The 16,677-nt window shown below is 71.7% G+C and carries 12 protein-coding genes; 1 reads left to right on the forward strand and 11 read right to left on the reverse strand.

Translation table 11 applies throughout. The features are described 5' to 3' along the window. The 4 genes from D0D15_RS04125 to D0D15_RS04140 all read right to left on the reverse strand — a co-directional run. The coding region (locus tag D0D15_RS04125; protein WP_205414049.1) for a helix-turn-helix domain-containing protein at positions 1–236 on the reverse strand (236 nt) is incomplete at its 3' end. Positions 237–365: 129 nt separating this feature from the next. Then, a complete protein-coding gene (locus D0D15_RS04130) occupies positions 366–2,864 on the reverse strand; it encodes a glycoside hydrolase family 172 protein (protein ID WP_094007334.1) in 2,499 nt (832 codons plus the stop codon). Between the two features lie 583 nt (positions 2,865–3,447). Next, positions 3,448–7,029, reverse strand: coding sequence for a chromosome segregation protein SMC (gene smc / locus D0D15_RS04135; protein ID WP_115944250.1), 3,582 nt, complete (start codon positions 7,027–7,029; stop codon positions 3,448–3,450). Between the two features lie 121 nt (positions 7,030–7,150). Then, complete coding sequence (locus D0D15_RS04140) at positions 7,151–7,447, reverse strand: acylphosphatase (RefSeq protein ID WP_167481454.1); 297 nt, start codon at positions 7,445–7,447, stop codon at positions 7,151–7,153. Positions 7,448–7,606: 159 nt separating this feature from the next. Here D0D15_RS04140 and D0D15_RS37545 point away from each other — a divergent pair, with 159 nt between their 5' ends. After that, entirely contained in the window at positions 7,607–8,236 is a 630-nt protein-coding gene (locus tag D0D15_RS37545) for a hypothetical protein (RefSeq protein WP_094007337.1), read from the forward strand. On the opposite strand, the gene D0D15_RS04150 is transcribed toward D0D15_RS37545, so the two are convergent. From D0D15_RS04150 to kdpF, 7 genes are all read right to left on the reverse strand, one after another. After that, positions 8,201–8,848 carry a hypothetical protein gene (locus tag D0D15_RS04150; RefSeq protein WP_094007381.1) on the reverse strand — a complete coding sequence of 216 codons (648 nt, stop codon included), beginning with the start codon at positions 8,846–8,848 and terminating at the stop codon, positions 8,201–8,203. The genes D0D15_RS37545 and D0D15_RS04150 overlap by 36 nt on opposite strands. Positions 8,849–8,955: 107 nt before the next feature. After that, a complete protein-coding gene (locus tag D0D15_RS04155; RefSeq protein ID WP_094007338.1) occupies positions 8,956–9,648 on the reverse strand; it encodes a response regulator in 693 nt (230 codons plus the stop codon). Next, positions 9,645–12,191: a sensor histidine kinase gene (locus tag D0D15_RS04160; protein WP_094007339.1), complete on the reverse strand. Its 2,547-nt coding sequence runs from the start codon at positions 12,189–12,191 to the stop codon at positions 9,645–9,647. The genes D0D15_RS04155 and D0D15_RS04160 overlap by 4 nt, the downstream gene beginning before the upstream one ends. A 4-nt stretch (positions 12,192–12,195) precedes the next feature. Next, on the reverse strand, positions 12,196–12,783 hold the full coding sequence (locus D0D15_RS04165; RefSeq protein ID WP_094007382.1) for a potassium-transporting ATPase subunit C: 588 nt from the start codon (positions 12,781–12,783) through the stop codon (positions 12,196–12,198). 2 nt (positions 12,784–12,785) lie between these two features. Beyond that, the gene (kdpB, locus tag D0D15_RS04170) at positions 12,786–14,840 is read right to left on the reverse strand and encodes a potassium-transporting ATPase subunit KdpB (RefSeq protein WP_115944251.1); all 2,055 of its coding nucleotides are present in this window, start codon (positions 14,838–14,840) and stop codon (positions 12,786–12,788) included. After that, on the reverse strand, positions 14,837–16,498 hold the full coding sequence (gene kdpA / locus D0D15_RS04175; protein WP_094007341.1) for a potassium-transporting ATPase subunit KdpA: 1,662 nt from the start codon (positions 16,496–16,498) through the stop codon (positions 14,837–14,839). Before kdpA ends, kdpB begins: the two co-directional genes overlap by 4 nt. Further along, positions 16,498–16,599 (reverse strand): K(+)-transporting ATPase subunit F, encoded by a 102-nt coding sequence (gene kdpF, locus D0D15_RS04180; protein WP_094007342.1) that lies wholly within the window; start codon positions 16,597–16,599, stop codon positions 16,498–16,500. The genes kdpA and kdpF overlap by 1 nt, the downstream gene beginning before the upstream one ends. Positions 16,600–16,677: the final 78 nt, after the last annotated feature.

Genomic DNA, 16,677 nt, shown 5'->3' on the forward strand with positions numbered 1-16,677 from the left:
TCGACCAGGCCGTCCAGTCGTTGGGCCACGAACCGGGAACGCCATTTCGCGACCATCGCGCGCCCGACGCCCAACTCCGCGGCGATCTCGCTGTTCGAGCCGCCCTCGGCGCACCGCAGCACGATCCGCGACCGCAACGCCAACGCCTGAGCCGTCTTCCGCCGCTGCACCCAGTTCCGCAACGTCTGTGCCTCATCAACGGACAAGGCCAACTCAGGCAGCTTCGGATTCGGCATGCCGCACCCTACAGCTGAACTCGAATTAACGACTCAGGACACTAGCGGCGTGCGGCCTGTCCCCACGCTGCTCGCTGCGCGGATTCGCCTGGTTCGACGAAACCCTGCGCCGCGCCCGCCGGACCCGCGCTAGTCCTGCGCCGGCTGGGGTGGCGCGCCCTGCGAGAAGACCGTGTAGCGCGACGCCGACCAGGCCGGGGCGCCCGCGACCGGCTCCAGCCGCACCCGCACCGCGCTCTGGCCCGCCGTCGCCGACGCCGGGATGTCGAAGCTGTCCTCCAGCCACCGCGAATGCGTGTTGCCCAGCGGCTGGTACCACTCGCCGACCAGCCGGTCGTTCACGAACACCCGCGCGTGCTGGAACGCCTGCGCCTGGTCGGACACGCGGTGCAACCGCAATCCGCCGTTCGACTGGTCCACCCGCGCCGTGAACGTCACCGGCTGGGTGGTCGACGTCGTGGTCCCGGTGACCGGGGTGCGGTCCCGCTTGCCCTCGAACGTCGACGTCAGCGACTCGCGCGTCTCGCCGGGCGCCGAATACCCGTGCTGGGACCGGCTCGCGTCGTCGCCGACCTCCACCACGTCGCTCTGGCTCATCGACGGCGTGGCCAGCCCGTACCAGTAGGCGGTCGAGCTGTAGTCGGCCGGCATCGACGACCGGTCGCCGTGCTCGATGTCGAACTCGATGCCGTTGCCGAACGGGACGCCGTCGCCGATCATCAGCCGGTAGGCGTTGAGGCACACGTACCGGCAGCCGTCGCCCGCGTCCTCGCGGCTCACCAAACCGGCCTGCGGCATCGCGTACGGCACGCCCTCGACGTAGCCGTCGCGGCCGTCCTGGAAGTACCAGCCGGACTCGTAGAAGTCCTCGGACCCGGTGCCGTGGATCGCCGGGCTGGCCGAGCCGTTCGGGTACATCCGCTCGTCACCCTCGAGGTAGTTCAGCTGGTTCTGCCCCGGCGGGATGCTGCCCCGCATGGTGGACGTGACCCCGTAGAACACGCCGCGTCCGCGCGCGGTCAGGAAGTTCCAGTCCTGACCGGACACCGTCTCGCCGCGGTGCTGGGTGGCGTGGAAGTAGCCGATCGTGCCGTCCCGCAACCCGGCCGCCACGCCCGGATCCGGCGCGGAGACCACCTCCAGGCTGCCCCCGGTGACCGGCACACCCGAGGTGTTGACCAGTTCGGCCACCGCGCTGCGGGCGTACGGCATCGGCCACCACGCGGTGAACGCGCCGTTGTCCGTGGTGTCGATGGAGTGCAGCAGCGTCCGCGACGCGTACTTGCCGAGGCCGGAACCGAAGAACTCGCCGACCGGGGCGTCGACCGTGGTCTGGCCGTCGAAGGTCAGCCGCAGCCGCAGGCCCTCCAGCACGGCCTCGGAGGCCGTGGCCTGCCCGGGGTCCGCCGGGTAGCGGAAACGCCGCAGGCCGGACCACCGCTGACCGTCCACCCGGTACCCGTGCACCGCTTCCTCGTTGGGGTGGTTGTGGCCGAGGTCGAGCACGTCGGTGCGCACCCACCGGCCGCCGACCAAGCTGTGCACCTCGTAGCGGAACTCGTTGACGTCCTCGCTGGAGGAGACGAACCTGGTCGCGACCTGCAGCTGGGAGCGGTTGCGGGTCAGGTCGGCCGGCACGTCGACGACCTGGTCCATCCAGCCGCCGCCGGCGCGGGCCGGGCCGCTGTAGAGCTGACCGACGGAACGGCCGCCGACCAGCAGGTCCGCGCGTTGCTCGCCGATGCCCGCGTCGATGCGGCGGGTGATCCGCACACCGTCGTTGTCCGGCGCGACGGCCGCGGTGAACGAGCTGCCTCCGGCACCGTAGGCGCGACCGTCGTCGGCCAGTCCCGGGGCCGCGATGACCTGCGGCAACCGGAGGTTGAGCTGCGTGATCCGCCGCGTGCCGGACTGGAGCGGGATCGCGACGGCCGATCCGGCCGGGACGTCGACCGCGGCCGCCTGGGCACGCGCCCCGGGCGCGGCCGGTTTCGGGTCGCGCACGCCGAAGCCGCGCAGGCGCTGGATCACGTCGGTGGCCCGGTCGCCCGGGTTGAAGGTGCGCACGCCCGCCGCGTCGGCGAACTGGCGGTAGGTGACGTGGTAGAAGTGCGGGTTGTTCTCGGTGGTGATCCGCATCGAGGTCGTGTACGGCATGGGCACCTTGATCACCGCGCCGCCCATGGTGTCGGCCGAGTTGCCCACCAGCGGCCACACGAACGGCGCGCCCTTCGAGCCGTTGACGATGTCCTGCAACGACCCCTGCAGCACGACCCGCCCGTCCAGCTCGATCGTGATCCGCCCGATCGCGGCGACGGAGGTCGACTGGTAGGTGAACCAGATCGAGGAGATCTCACCCGCCCCGCGCGCGTCGGCGAGCAGGCAGTCGCCGTTCGGTTCCTGGCGCAGGCACGAGTAGGTGCCGACGAAGCCGTCGTCGTTGTTGCCGGTGCGGTCGAAGCTGGAGAACTGTTTGACCTGCTCACCGGGCCGCATGCGGGCGAGGCCGTCGATCGATCGGTAGACGTCCCAGCCCACGGGTCCCTTGTCGCTCGCGCCGGGAGCCGGCGCGGCACCGGCAGGCACACCCACGACGAGCGCGAGAACCATCCCGAGCACGACGAGCACGGAGCGGTTTTTGGGCGCGACAAAGGAACTTTTGGGCACAGTGAGGACCCCCAGCCTGGACGGACCGCCCCGCGCTGGCGCGCGAGTAATCGATTTCTGAACTTAGCGGGTGGTGGCGCCGGTGTGTCTAGCGCCACATGGGTGGTTACTGATCGAACACTGAGGGTTATTACCGGGCAGGAGTGTCTGAAACGGACACTTTCGAGGGAAGCGGGACCAGACCACCGGAGCTGGGTGGTCATCCCGTCGCCTGCCCGTCCGGCGAGGACATCTTTTGATCTTTTCCTGCGCTTCGCGCAGGGTCAAAGGCGCCTACGGCGCCGAACGGTCACCTTGGGTGGACCTCCCCCGCCCCCGCTCCTGAATTGTGTTTCGGTCGCCGAGCAGGCGTGTCAAGGCGGGAAAGAGTACCTTGACACGCCTGGTCGGCGACCAAAGATCGGCTGTGGATCGGGGGCGGGGGAGGTCTGGGGCGTGGTCGGTCGGCTTGCGTTGCCGGCTTGCGGTTCGCAGGGCTGCCGCGCGGTCAGCCGAGTGCCGATCTGCTTGCGTTGCCGGGCGGCGGTTCGCAGGGCTGCCGCTTCTACGCCTCCTGGCGTAGGCGTTGGCTGATCACCTTCGTGATGCCGTCGCCCTGCATGCTTACTCCGTAGAGTGCGTCCGCGATCTCCATCGTCGGCTTCTGGTGCGTGATGATGATCAGCTGGCTGGACTCCCGCAGCTGCTCCAGCAGGCCGATGAGCCTTCGCATGTTGGTGTCGTCCAGCGCGGCCTCGACCTCGTCCATCACGTAGAACGGCGACGGGCGCGCGCGGAAGATCGCGACCAGCATCGCCACCGCGACCAGCGACTTCTCCCCACCGGACAGCAGCGACAGGCGCTTCACCTTCTTGCCCGGCGGGCGCGCCTCCACGTCCACCCCGGTCGCGAGCATGTCGTCCGGCTCGGTCAGCACCATCCGGCCCTCACCGCCGGGGAAGAGCACCGAGAACACCGTCTCGAACTCGCGGGCGACGTCGTAGTAGGCGGACGTGAAGACCTCGAGGATCTTGTCGTCCACCTCCTTGATGACCGTCAGCAGGTCCTTGCGCGTCGCCTTCAGGTCCTCCAGCTGGGTGGACAGGAACTTGTACCGCTCCTCCAGCGCGGCGAACTCCTCCAGCGCCAGCGGGTTGACCTTGCCCAGCGTCGCGAGGTCCCGCTCGGCGCGCTTGGCCCGCCGCTCCTGCGTGCTCCGGTCGTACGGGATGGCCGGCGGGGCGCTGACCTGCTCGCCGTTCGCCTTGGCCTCCTCGTACTCGGCCATCTCCTGCGCGCTCGGCGGCACCGGCACGTCCGGGCCGTACTCGGCGACCAGGTCCTCCAGGCCGATCCCGAAATCCTCGGCGATCTTCGTCTCCAGCTGCTCCAGCCGCAGCCGCTGCTCGGCGCGCAACACCTCGTCCCGGTGCACCGCGTCGGTCAGCTTCTCCAGCTCGTGGGTCAGCTCGCGCACCCGGTTGCGCACCTGCGCCAGCGCCGCCTCACGCTGCTGGCGCACCGCCTGTGCCTCGTCGCGCTCGGCGGCGGCCCGCTGCACCGACAGCTCGATCCGCTCCAGCGCCACCTCACCCGCGTCGACCACGGCCGCCGCGATCGCCGCGCCACGGGCACGCGCCGCCCGCGCCTTCTCCGCCCGCTCCCGCGCCGCGCGCTCCGCGTGGGCGGCACGCCGCAGCGAATCGGCCCGGCCCGCGATGCTGCGTGCCCGCTCCTCGGAGGTCCGCAGCGCCAGCCGCGACTCGACCTCCTCCTGACGCACCGCCGCCAGCCGTTCCGCGGCCTCGTCGCGGGCGCTGGTGTCCGGGTCCTCGTCCACCGGCTGCTCGGCGACCGCGGCCAGCCGCTCCTCCAGCTCCGCCAGGCTGGCCAGCGCCTGCTCGCGGCTGGCCTCGACCTTCGCGCGCTGGTCGCGCAACCGCGTCACCTCGGCCTCGGCCGACCGCGCGGCCTGCTGCATCCGGTTCAGCCGCTCCGACGACCGGGCCTTGCGGACCTTCGCCTCGGACAGCGCTTCCTTGGCCTGGGCCACTTCCTCGCGCCGGGCCTGCTGCTCGGCGCGGGCGCCCTCCAGCTCGGCGGCCGTCTGCTCCAGCCGGCGCTCCGCGGCCATCAGCCGGTCCCGCGCCTCGTCGACCGCGGCCTGCACCTCGATGACGCTCTCGCTGCGGCCCGAGCCACCGACGGCCCAGTGCGAGCCGAACACGTCACCCTCGGCCGTCACCGCGCTGACCTCGGGGTGCGCCGCGACCAGCTGCCGCGCCGCCTCCAGCGTGTCCACCACCGCGATCCGGTCGAGCGCGCGCTCCACCGCGGGCCGCAACGGCTCCGGCGCGGTGACCACGTCCCGGGCCCAGCGCGCGCCGTCCGGCAGCGACGGCCAGGCCGAAGTGTCCACTGTGTACGGAGCGCCGCCGAGCAGCACCCCGGCGCGGCCGGAGTCGTTGTCCTTCAGGAACTTCAGCGCGGCGATGGCCTCGTCGCCGCCCTGCACCGCGACCGCGTCGGCGACCGGGCCGAGCGCCGCGGCGAGCGCGACCTCGTAGCCGGCCTCGACCGACAGCAGCGCGGCGACCGACCCGAGCAGCCCGGGCAGCCGGTCTCCCGCGCCGAGCAGCTCACCGGCGCCGTCCTTGCGCCGCAGGCCCATCGACAGCGCGTCCACCCGCGCCTTCTCCGACGCGATCTCGCGCTCGGCCTGCCGCTCGGCCTTGACCAGCTCCTCGACGCGCGCCTTCGCGGCCTGGTTGGCCTGGACCGCGCGGTCGTGCCGGGCCTGCAGGCCGGCGTCGTCGGACTCCTCGACCCCGCCCTCGGCCCTGGCCTCCTCCAGCTCCTCGACGGCCAGCTCGGCACGCGCGGCGGCCTCGTCGATGGCGGCGGTGAGGCGGTCGATCTCGTCGGAGGTCGCGCTGTTCTTGCTGCGCAGCGCCTCGACCTGACCGGTGAGCTTCGCCAGGCCCTCGCGCCGGTCGGCGATCGCCCGCACCGCGGCCATGTGCGCCTTCTCCGCGGCCTGGACCTCGTGCTCCAGCTCCTCGCGGCGCAGCACGGCCTCGGCGAGCGTCTCGCGGGCGATCATGACCGCCTCGTTCAGCTCGGCCTCGCGCTCGGCGACCTGCTCGGCCTCGGCCAGCAGCTCCTCCGGATCCCGGCCGCCGGTCGCGGTGTCGACGTCGGCGGACAGGTGCCGCTGCCGCTCCACGGCCAGCCGCACGGTGCCGCGCAGCCGCTCGCCCAGCGCGGACAGCTTGAACCAGGTGTCCTGCGCGGCGTTGAGGCGCGGCGCGTCCTCCGCGACCATCGCCTCCAGCTGGGCCTCCTCGGCGCCGGCGAGTTCGAGAGCCTGCTCCACCTCGGCGCGGCGGGCGCGGGCGGCGTTCTCGTCCGCCTCCTCACGCGCGATCGCGGCGCGCTGCGTGACCAGGTCGTCGGCCAGCAGGCGCAGGCGCGCGTCCCGCAGCTCGGCCTGCACGGACTGCGCCTTGCGGGCGATCTCGGCCTGCTTGCCCAGCGGCTTGAGCTGGCGGCGCAGCTCCGCGGTGAGGTCGTTGAGGCGGTCCAGGTTCGCCTGCATCGCGGTGAGCTTGCGCAGCGCCTTTTCCTTGCGCTTGCGGTGCTTGAGCACACCCGCGGCCTCCTCGATGAAGGCGCGGCGCTCCTCCGGCTTCGACTCCAGGATCTGCGCCAGCTGGCCCTGGCCGACGATGACGTGCATCTCGCGGCCGATGCCGGAGTCCGACAGCAGCTCCTGGATGTCCAGCAGGCGGCACGAGCTGCCGTTGATCTCGTACTCGCTGGCGCCGTCGCGGAACATCCGGCGCGTGATCGAGACCTCGCTGTACTCGATCGGCAAGGCGCCGTCGGCGTTGTCGATGGTCAGCGTGACCTCGGCGCGGCCCAGCGGCGCGTGGCCGGAGGTGCCGGCGAAGATGACGTCCTCCATCTTGCCGCCGCGCAGGTCCTTCGCACCCTGCGTGCCCATCACCCAGCGCAGCGCGTCGAGCACGTTCGACTTCCCCGACCCGTTCGGGCCGACGACACAGGTGATGCCCGGTTCGAACCGCAGGGTGGTAGCCGAGGCGAAGGACTTGAAGCCCTTCAGCGTCAAGCTCTTGAGATGCACGTGGCGGGACCCTTCAACGCCTGAGTGATCCGGGAAGTCTATCCGGGGCGGGTGAACGTCCCGGTCATGACCGTGGGCGTGTTGTCCCCGCGAGCCTCAGGCGTCTCGATCGTCCCAGGTGTCACTCCTCGACGAAGCCCGTAAGCCCGCCCTGCGCCGGGGACCAGTGCTCGACCACTTGATCCACACGACCGGGTGACGATGGTGAGCGAAGCAGGTCCAGTAGCTGCTGACAGTGGCCCTCACTACCCTCCGCCAACACCCGAACACGGCCGTCGTCGAGGTTGCGCGCGCTGCCCACCAGGCCGAGTTCCAGCGCCCGGCACCGGGTCCACCAGCGGAAACCCACTCCCTGCACCCGTCCGCTGACCCACGCCGTGAGCCGGACGGCGTCCTTTTCACCCGTCACGTCCCCCATCCTGCCGGAACCTTTCCGACTGCGGAGGGTGATCACGCCGGTGCTCCTGGCCAGATCGACATTCACTCTTAGTGCTAATCTCCCCGGCAGGCGCCACCATTCGGGCTCACTCGCCCGGGTGTGCTCAAGCCGGTTTCCCCGCCAGTCAAGGAGCGACAAATGGCCCACATGGGTCGTCGGACCGAGGTGTCCCCGCCGCGCGACTCCGCCACCCGCAGCCAGCGCAGCGGCTACGTACTGCTCGCGGTCAGCGGTGTCGTGCTCGCCACCGCGTTCGGGGGGCTCGCCTCGATCATCGCGCCGGGCGACTCACCGAAGGTCGCGGTGCCGGGCGGCACCAACTCGACCCCGGGAGCGCAGCTCGTCCCCGGCTACCCGGCTCCCGGCCAGACACCGGTGACCGTCGACGGCGTGGCGATCCCCGCGGGCACCCGCACGGCCGTGGTGACGACCAACCCGGACGGGACGCAGGTCGTGACGCTGCTTCCGGCCGAGGGCTCGGACGAGGCGCCGATCGTGCTGCCGCCGGGCACCCCGCTGCCGCCCGGCACGGTCATCCCGCCCGGCACCACGCTGCCCCCGGGCACCACGACCACTCCCCCGCGCAACGACACCCCCGCGACGCGGACGCCGAAACCGTCGTCGAGCAGCACGCCGACCAGCACGCCCGACACGACTTCGCCGACCACGGATCCGACCACGCCGACCAGCAGCACCGCGCCGACGAGCAGCTCCCCCGACGACAGCTCGACGTCAAGCGGCAGCGACAGCTCGAACCCGACCACCTGACCGCCGCCGGGTGAGCAGTCGCGTCACCAGCGCGACCAGCGACAGCAGCGGCAACGGAAAGCCCAGCACCAGGCCGATCCCGGCGTCGGCGACCGGCGCGCACACCGCGGCCACGAACACCCACAGCGGCCCGGTCGGTGGCTTCGCGGCGCCGGCCCACGGCGTGCGCTTCCACGGTTTCGCCACGGAAAGCCAGGCCTGGAACGCGATCGCGCTCGCCATGAGCACCGTGCCCGCGACGAGTGCCCCGGGTGGAGGCTCCCCCGCCAGCGCGGCCCGTTCCGCGTCGGCCAGCGCCGGGGACAGCACGAGGATCGCGACGTGGAACTGCACCACGGTGATGGTGAACTTGCCGAACACCCACCAGTGCCGGAAGAACCCCCACGGCGTGGCCGCCGCGAGCAGGAACCCGGTGAACGCCGACGCGTTCGCCAGCGGCGCGAGCAGGTGCAGGTCGATCGCGTGGGCCATGGACATCGCGCTCGCCCGGCGGCCGGGGTCGCCGCCCGAGCCGATCAGCATGAGCGCGAACAACGTGAGCGCCTCGGCCATCCAGCCGACGGACGTGATGATGTGCAGCCAGACGGCCGCGTGCCGCCATCCCTTGAGCATGCTCCCGAGGCTGCCGCTCCCGGCCGCCCCGGACATCGGGTGCCGCCCGGATTTCGTCCCTGGCCGCGAGTCGCCGAATGTTGACACCCGGCGTCGCCGCGAAACGATCAGGCCTCGAAGCGGTAACCCATTCCCGGCTCGGTGATCAGGTGCCGCGGCCGGGACGGCTCCTTCTCCAGTTTCCGGCGCAGCTGCGCCAGGTACACCCGCAGGTAGTGCGACTCGTTCTCGTAGCCGGGGCCCCACACCTCGCGCAGCAGCTGTTTCTGCGCCACCAGCCGGCCCCGGTTGCGCACCAGCAGCTCCAGCACCCCCCACTCGGTCTTCGTCAGGTGCACCTCGGCCCCGTCCCGGTGCACCTTCTTCGCCAGCAGGTCCAGCGTGAACGACTCCGTCTCGATCACCGCATCGCCCTCGGCCGACGGCACCGCCGAGCGCCGCAGGGCCGCGCGCAGCCTGGCCAGCAGCTCGTCCATCCCGAACGGCTTCGTCACGTAGTCGTCCGCGCCGAGGTCGAGCGCCTTGACCTTGTCGGGCGACTCACCGCGGGCGGACAGCACGATGATCGGCACCGTGGTCCACCCGCGCAGCCCGGTGATCACGTCGGTGCCGTCGATGTCCGGCAACCCCAGGTCCAGCACCACGACGTCGGGTTTCGTCTCGGCCACCGCCCGCAACGCCGCCGCCCCGTCGTGCGCGGTCACCACCTTGTACCCGCGCGCGGCCAGGTTGATCCGCAGGGCGCGCACGATCTGCGGCTCGTCGTCGACCACCAGGACCGTGCCGGTCTGCTCGGTCACGAAGCCACCTCCTTCAGCACCACCGGCACCACGTCCGGAGCCTGGCACGCCTTGAGCGCCACCACCACCGTGAGCCCGCCACCGGGCGTGTCCTCCGCCCGGATCGTGCCGCCCATGGCCTCGGTGAATCCTTTCGCGACGGACAACCCGAGCCCGACCCCGGGCGTCGCGTCCCGGTCCCCCAGCCTTTGGAACGGCGCGAACGCCGCCTCCGCCGCACCCTTCTTCAACCCGCGCCCGTGGTCCACGATCCGCAGCTCCACCCACTCCGCGTACGCCGACCCCCGCACCGCCACCGGCGCCCCGCCGTGCCGCAACGCGTTGTCCAGCACGTTCGCGATCACCCGCTCCAGCAGCCCGGGGTCGGCCATCACCGCGGGCAGCCGCTCGTCCACCTCGACCGCCACCGACTCCGAACCGTCCACATTCGACAGCGCGTGCGCCACCACCTCGTCGTAGCCGACCGGCCGCAGGTGCGTGCGCACGGCCCCGGCCGCCAGCCGCGACGAGTCGAGCAGGTTGTTCACCAGGCGCGCGAGCCGGTCGGTGGATTCCTCCGCCGCCTCCAGCAGCTCCTCGGTGTCCTCCGGCGAGAGGTCGATGTCCTGCGCCCGCAGGCTGCCGATCGCGGCCTTGATCGAGGTCAGCGGCGTGCGCAGGTCGTGCCCCAGCGCGGACAGCAGCGCCGTGCGCAGCTGCGTCGCCTCGGCCTGGCGCTCGGCTTCGGCCTGCGCCGCCGCCAGCCGCTGCTGCCGCAACGCCAGCAGCGCCTGCCCGGCCGCCGCCTCCAGCGCCCGCCGGTCCGCCGCGGGCAACGCCCTGCCCCGCAGGGTCAGGTGCACGTCGGCGGTGACCGGGATGTCCACATCGGCCTCGTCCGGCTTGCCGCACGGGTTGACCCCGGCGTGCTCGACCGCCTGCCACTTGCCGCCGCGCTTCTCCAGCAGCACCACGCATTCCATGCCGAAGTTCTCGCGCACCTTCTCCAGCAACCGCGGCAACGGCTCGGCGCTCGTCAGGACCGTCCGTGCGTAGGAAGCCAGCAACGCCGCCTCCGTGCGCGCCTGCGCCGCCTGAGTCGCCCGCCGCGCCGCCCGGTCCACGACCAGCGCGACCAGCACCCCGACCAGGACCATCGCGATCAGCGTGATCACGTTGCTCTGCGCGTGCACGGTCAGCGTGTAGAGCGGTTCGGTGAAGAAGAAGTTCAGCAGCCCGGCCGACAGCAACGCCGCCACCAGCGCCGGACCGAGCCCGCCGACCAGCGCGACCACCACCGTGGCGAGGAAGTAGTCCACCACGTCGGTGGAGAAGTCCAGCTCGTGCCGCAGCAGCACCCCGGTCAGCGTGGCCAGTGCGGGCGCGAGGAACGCCAGCACCCAGCCGATCAGCAGCCGCGACGGCGCGAGCGGGCTGCGCCGGCCCAGCCACGACCGCAGCCGCCCGCCCGCCTCGTCGTGGGTCACCATGTGCACGTCGATCTGCCCGGACCGCTGCACCACCGTCGCGCCGATGCCCTCGTCGAACAGCCGCGCGATCCGCGACCGGCGCGAGGTGCCGAGCACGAGCTGGGTCGCGTTGACGCCGCGGGCGAAGTCCAGCAGCGCGGTCGGCACGTCGTCGCCGACGACCGTGTGGAACGTGCCGCCGAGCTGGTCGGTGAGCTTGCGGTACCGGCCGGTTTCGACGTGCCCGAGCGGGGACAGCCCGTCGCCGCGCAGGACGTGCAGCACCAGCAGCTCAGCCCCGGCCCGGGTGGCGATGCGGCTGCCTCGCCGGATCAGCGTCTCGCTCTCCGGGCCGCCGGTGATCGCGACGACCACCCGCTCCCGCGTCTCCCACGTGTCGGTGATCCGCTGCTCGGCGCGGTAGCGCTGCAACGCCACGTCCACCTGGTCGGCCACCCACAGCAGCGCCAGCTCGCGCAGGGCGGTGAGGTTGCCGGTGCGGAAGTAGTTGCCCAGCGCCGCGTCGATCCGCTCGGCCGGGTAGACGTTGCCGTGCGCGAGCCGCCGCCGCAGCGCCTGGGGCGTGATGTCGACCAGCTCCACCTGCTCGGCCCGGCGCACGACGTCGTCGGGCACGGTCTCCTGCTGCGCCACACCGGTGATGCGCTCGACGACGTCGCTCAGGCTCTCCAGGTGCTGCACGTTGACCGTGGACAGCACGTCGATCCCGGCGTCGAGCAGCTCCTCGATGTCCTGCCAGCGCTTCTCGTTGCGCGAGCCGGGCACGTTGGTGTGCGCCAGCTCGTCCACAATGGCCACCTCGGGAGCGCGGGCGAGCACCGCGTCCACGTCCAGCTCGTCGAAATCGCGCCCGCGGTAGGTCATCCGCCGCCGCGGCACGGTTTCGATGCCCTCCAGCAGGGCCGCGGTCTTGGCCCGGCCGTGGGTCTCGACCAGGCCGGCGACCACGTCGGTGCCGCGGTCGAGGCGGCGCCGCGCCTCGCCGAGCATGGCGTAGGTCTTGCCCACGCCGGGCGCCGCGCCGAGGTAGATGCGCAGCTCTCCCCGGCGCGGCGGCTCCTTCTCCGGTTCCACCTGTTCAGTGTGCTCCTGCCCGGCCGATCGCGAGGTTGAGCCGCAACACGTTCACCCCCGGGACGCCGATGCCGTGACCGGTCGTGTTCGCCTCCACCAGCTGCCGCACGCGCTCCTCGGTGAGCCCGGTGTTGCGCGCCACCCGCGGCACCTGCAGCTCGGCGTAGGCGACGCTGATCGTCGGGTCCAGGCCGGACGCCGAGGCCGTCACCGCGTCGGCCGGCACCGCGTCCGGCGACACGCCCTCGCGTTGCGCGACCGCCGCCTTGCGCTCCTCGACGGCGGCGACCAGGTCGGGGTTGAACCCGCCCTTGTTCGAACCGCCGGACACCGACGGGTCGCCGGTCGCCGAGGGCCGGGTGTGGAAGTACGGGTCGCGCGCCGGGTCGGCGGGGACCGGGTCGATCCCGATCAGCGACGAGCCCACGACCTGCCCGTTCACCGTCACCAGCGACCCCTCGGCGTGGTCGTGCAGCCCCGGGATCCGGGACACCGCCCACACGCCGAGCGGGTAGACCACCCCCAGCAGCACCGTGAACACCAGCAGCACCCGCAGGCCGGCGCCGGTCTGCTTCACCAGAGTTCTGATCATCACTACCCGATTCCAGGGATGACGCGGACCACCAGGTCCACGAGCCAGATGCCGAGGAACGGCGTCACGATGCCGCCGACCCCGTAGATCAACAGGTTGCGCCGCAGCAGCGCCGACGCGCTCGACGGCTGGTACCGCACACCCCGCAGCGCGAGCGGGATCAGCGCCACGATGACCAGCGCGTTGAAGATCACCGCGGACAGGATCGCCGACCGCGGGGTCGCCAGGTGCAGGATGTTCAGCGCGGCCAGCTGCGGGAAGATCGCCACGAACATGGCGGGCAGGATCGCGAAGTACTTCGCGAGGTCGTTGGCGATGCTGAACGTGGTCAGCGCGCCGCGGGTGATCAGCAGCTGCTTGCCGATCTCCACGATCTCGATCAGCTTCGTCGGATCGGAGTCGAGGTCGACCATGTTGCCGGCCTCCTTCGCGGCCGACGTGCCGGTGTTCATCGCGACCCCGACGTCCGAGGCGGCCAGCGCCGGGGCGTCGTTCGTGCCGTCGCCGGTCATCGCGACCAGCCGGCCACCCTCCTGCTCCTTGTGGATCAGGGCCATCTTGTCCTCGGGCTTGGCCTCGGCGAGGTAGTCGTCGACCCCGGCGTCCTCGGCGATGGCCCGTGCGGTGCGCGGGTTGTCCCCGGTGATCATCACCGTCTTGATGCCCATCCGGCGCAGCTCGGCGAAGCGCTCCCGCATGCCCGGCTTGACCACGTCGGACAGCCGGATCACGCCGCGCACGACCGCGTTGCCCCCGGTCAGCTCGGCGACCACCAGCGGGGTGCCGCCCTGCTCGCTGATCTCGTCCACGATCCGCTCGGTCTCGTCCGGGAAGGTCCCGCCGTGCTCGCGCACCCACTCGCGGACCGCGCCGGCCGCGCCCTTGCGGACCTGGCGGCCGGGCAGGTCGACGCCGCTCATCCGGGTCTGCGCGGTGAACGGGACGAACTCACCGCCCTCGGGAACCGTCGTGCCCTCGGTCAGCTCGACGACGCTGCGGCCCTCCGGCGTGCCGTCGGCCAGGCTGGACAGCCGCGCGGCCTCGGCCAGCCGCTCCGGGGTCGTCCCGCCGACCGGGATCAGCTCGGTCGCGCGCCGGTTGCCGAAGGTGATGGTGCCGGTCTTGTCCAGCAGCAGCGTCGACACGTCCCCGGCGGCCTCGACCGTGCGGCCGGACGTGGCGAGCACGTTGCGCTGCACCAGCCGGTCCATCCCGGCGATGCCGATCGCCGACAGCAGCGCCCCGATCGTCGTCGGGATCAGGCACACCAGCAGCGCGGTCAGCACGATCACCGACTGCTCGCTGCCGGAGTAGGCGGCCATCGGCTGCAGCGCGACGACGGCGAGCAGGAAGATGATCGTCAGCGTGGACAGCAGGATCGTCAGGGCGACCTCGTTCGGCGTCTTCTGCCGCGAGGCGCCTTCGACCAGCGCGATCATGCGGTCCACGAAGGACTCGCCGGGCTTGGTGGTGATGCGCACGACGATCCGGTCGCTGAGCACGGTCGTGCCGCCGGTGACGGCCGAGCGGTCGCCGCCGGACTCGCGGATCACCGGCGCGGACTCGCCGGTGATGGCCGACTCGTCGACCGTCGCGATGCCCTCGACCACGTCGCCGTCGCCCGGGATGGTCTCCCCGGCCTCGACGACCACCAGGTCACCCACCCGCAGCTCGGCACCCGGCACGCGCACCTCGCCGTCCGGGGTGATCCGCCGGGCGACGGTCTCCTTCTTGGTGCGGCGCAACGACTCCGCCTGCGCCTTGCCCCGGCCCTCGGCGACGGCCTCGGCCAGGTTCGCGAACACGACCGTGAACCACAGCCACACCGCGATCAGGATCGTGAACACGCTCGGGCCGGTGATCGCGAAGACCGTGGTGAGGACCGAACCCACCCACACCACGAACATGACCGGGTTGCGGACCTGGTGGCGCGGGTCGAGCTTGCGCAGCGCGTCCGGCAGCGAGGTCAGCAGCTGGCGGGCGTCGAACACCCCCGCGCCGACGCGGTTCGGGTGCGCCGCCTGGGTTTCGACGGGTTTGTCCTGCGTGACAGTCATGCCATGGCCTCCGCGATGGGACCGAGCGCGAGCGCGGGGACGAAGGTCAGCGCCGCGACGAGAAGGATGGTTCCGGCGAGCACGGAGCCGAACAGCGGCCCGGTCGTCGGCAGGGTGCCCGCGGTCTCCGGCACCTTCTTCTGCGCGGCCAGCGAACCGGCCAGGCACAGGACCGCGATGATCGGCACGAACCGCCCGATGAGCATCGCCACCGACAGCGACGACTGGAACCAGTCGTTGGTCACGGTGATGCCGCCGAAGGCGCTGCCGTTGTTGTTGCCGGTCGAGGTGTAGGCGTAGAGCACCTCGGACAGCCCGTGCGCGCCGCTGTTGCCCAGCGCGCCCGCGGTGCCCGGCATGAGCAGGGCCGCACCGGCGCCGAGCAGCACGACCGTGGGCATCGCCAGCATCGCGATCGCGGCCGCGGTGACCTCGCGCCTGCCGAGCTTCTTGCCCAGGTACTCCGGCGTGCGCCCGACCATCAGGCCGGCCAGGAACATCGCGATGATCGCCATCACCAGGATGCCGTACAGACCGGTGCCGACCCCGCCGGGCGAGACCTCGCTGAACAGCATGTGCAGCAACGTCATCCCACCGCCGAGACCGCTGTAGCTGTCGTGCATCGAGTTCACCGCGCCGGTCGAGGTGCCGGTGGTGCTGGTGGCGAACAGCGACGACGCGCCGATGCCGAACCGCTGTTCCTTGCCCTCCAGGTTCGCCCCGGCCAGCAGCGCGGCGGGCCCGTTCGGGTGCGCCTCGGCCCACCAGGTCACGGCGAGCACGAACGTCCACAGCAGACCCATCACCGACAGCAGGACGTACCCCTGCTTCGGGTTGCCGGCGAGCCTGCCGAACGTCCGGGTCAGCGACACCGGGATCACCAGGATCAGGAAGATCTCGATCAGGTTGGTCCAGGCGTTCGGGTTCTCGAACGGGTGCGCGGAGTTGGCGTTGAAGATGCCGCCGCCGTTGGTGCCCAGTTCCTTGACGACCTCCTGGCTCGCCGTGGGGGCCAGGGAGATCGTGCTCCGCGTGCCGTCCAGTCCGGTGACCGTGACCCCCGCCCGCAGGCTCTGCGTGACGCCGAGCGCGACGAGCACGATCGCGAACAGCACCGCCATCGGCAGCAGGATCCGCACGGTGCCGCGGGTCAGGTCGACCCAGAAGTTGCCGAGCCGGTCGGTCCTCGACCGCGTGAACCCGCGGACCAGCGCCATCGCGACGGACAGGCCCACGGCCGCGGACAGGAAGTTCTGCACCGTCAGCCCGGCCATCTGGACGAGGTGGCCCATGGTCGTCTCGGGGACGTAGGACTGCCAGTTCGTGTTGGTCACGAAGCTGACCGCGGTGTTGAACGCGACGCCCGGGTCGACCGGGCCGCGGCCGAGGCTCAGCGGCAGCAGCGACTGCAGGCGCTGCAGCAGGTACAGGAAGACGATGGACACCAGCGAGAAGCCGAGCACGCCCAGCGCGTAGGTGGGCCAGCGCTGCTCGGAGGACGGGTCCACCCGGAACGCGCGGTACAGGCCGCGCTCCAGCTTCAGGTGCCGCTCGCTGGTGAACACGCGCGCCATGTAGTCGCCCAGCGGCTTGTGCACCAGGGCCAGCGCGGCGACGAGGATGCCGGCCGTGACCAGACCGGAGGCGAGGTCCGACATCAGAACCTCTCCGGCTTGATGAGTGCGATGAACAGGTAGACGATCAGGCCCAGCGCCAGCACCCCACCGGCGACGTTGGCGACCACCCCGGCGCCGCTCACAGCTTCTCCAGTCCGCGCAACGTCAGCGCCAGCACCGCGAATACCGCGATCAGCAGCACGGCGTACAGCAGATCCGCC

It is taken from the genome of Amycolatopsis thermalba (genome assembly GCF_003385215.1).
Lineage (GTDB): Bacteria > Actinomycetota > Actinomycetes > Mycobacteriales > Pseudonocardiaceae > Amycolatopsis_E > Amycolatopsis_E thermalba.

Bases quoted from the DNA above. Each gene is read 5' to 3' on its own strand.
- D0D15_RS04140 (WP_167481454.1), bottom strand. From the start codon at position 7,447: ATGGGGGACGTGACGGGTGAAAAGGACGCCGTCCGGCTCACGGCGTGG.
- D0D15_RS37545 (WP_094007337.1), top strand. From the start codon at position 7,607: ATGGCCCACATGGGTCGTCGGACCGAGGTGTCCCCGCCGCGCGACTCC.
- D0D15_RS04150 (WP_094007381.1), bottom strand. From the start codon at position 8,848: ATGCTCAAGGGATGGCGGCACGCGGCCGTCTGGCTGCACATCATCACG.
- D0D15_RS04165 (WP_094007382.1), bottom strand. From the start codon at position 12,783: ATGATCAGAACTCTGGTGAAGCAGACCGGCGCCGGCCTGCGGGTGCTG.
- kdpB (WP_115944251.1), bottom strand. From the start codon at position 14,840: ATGACTGTCACGCAGGACAAACCCGTCGAAACCCAGGCGGCGCACCCG.
- kdpA (WP_094007341.1), bottom strand. From the start codon at position 16,498: ATGTCGGACCTCGCCTCCGGTCTGGTCACGGCCGGCATCCTCGTCGCC.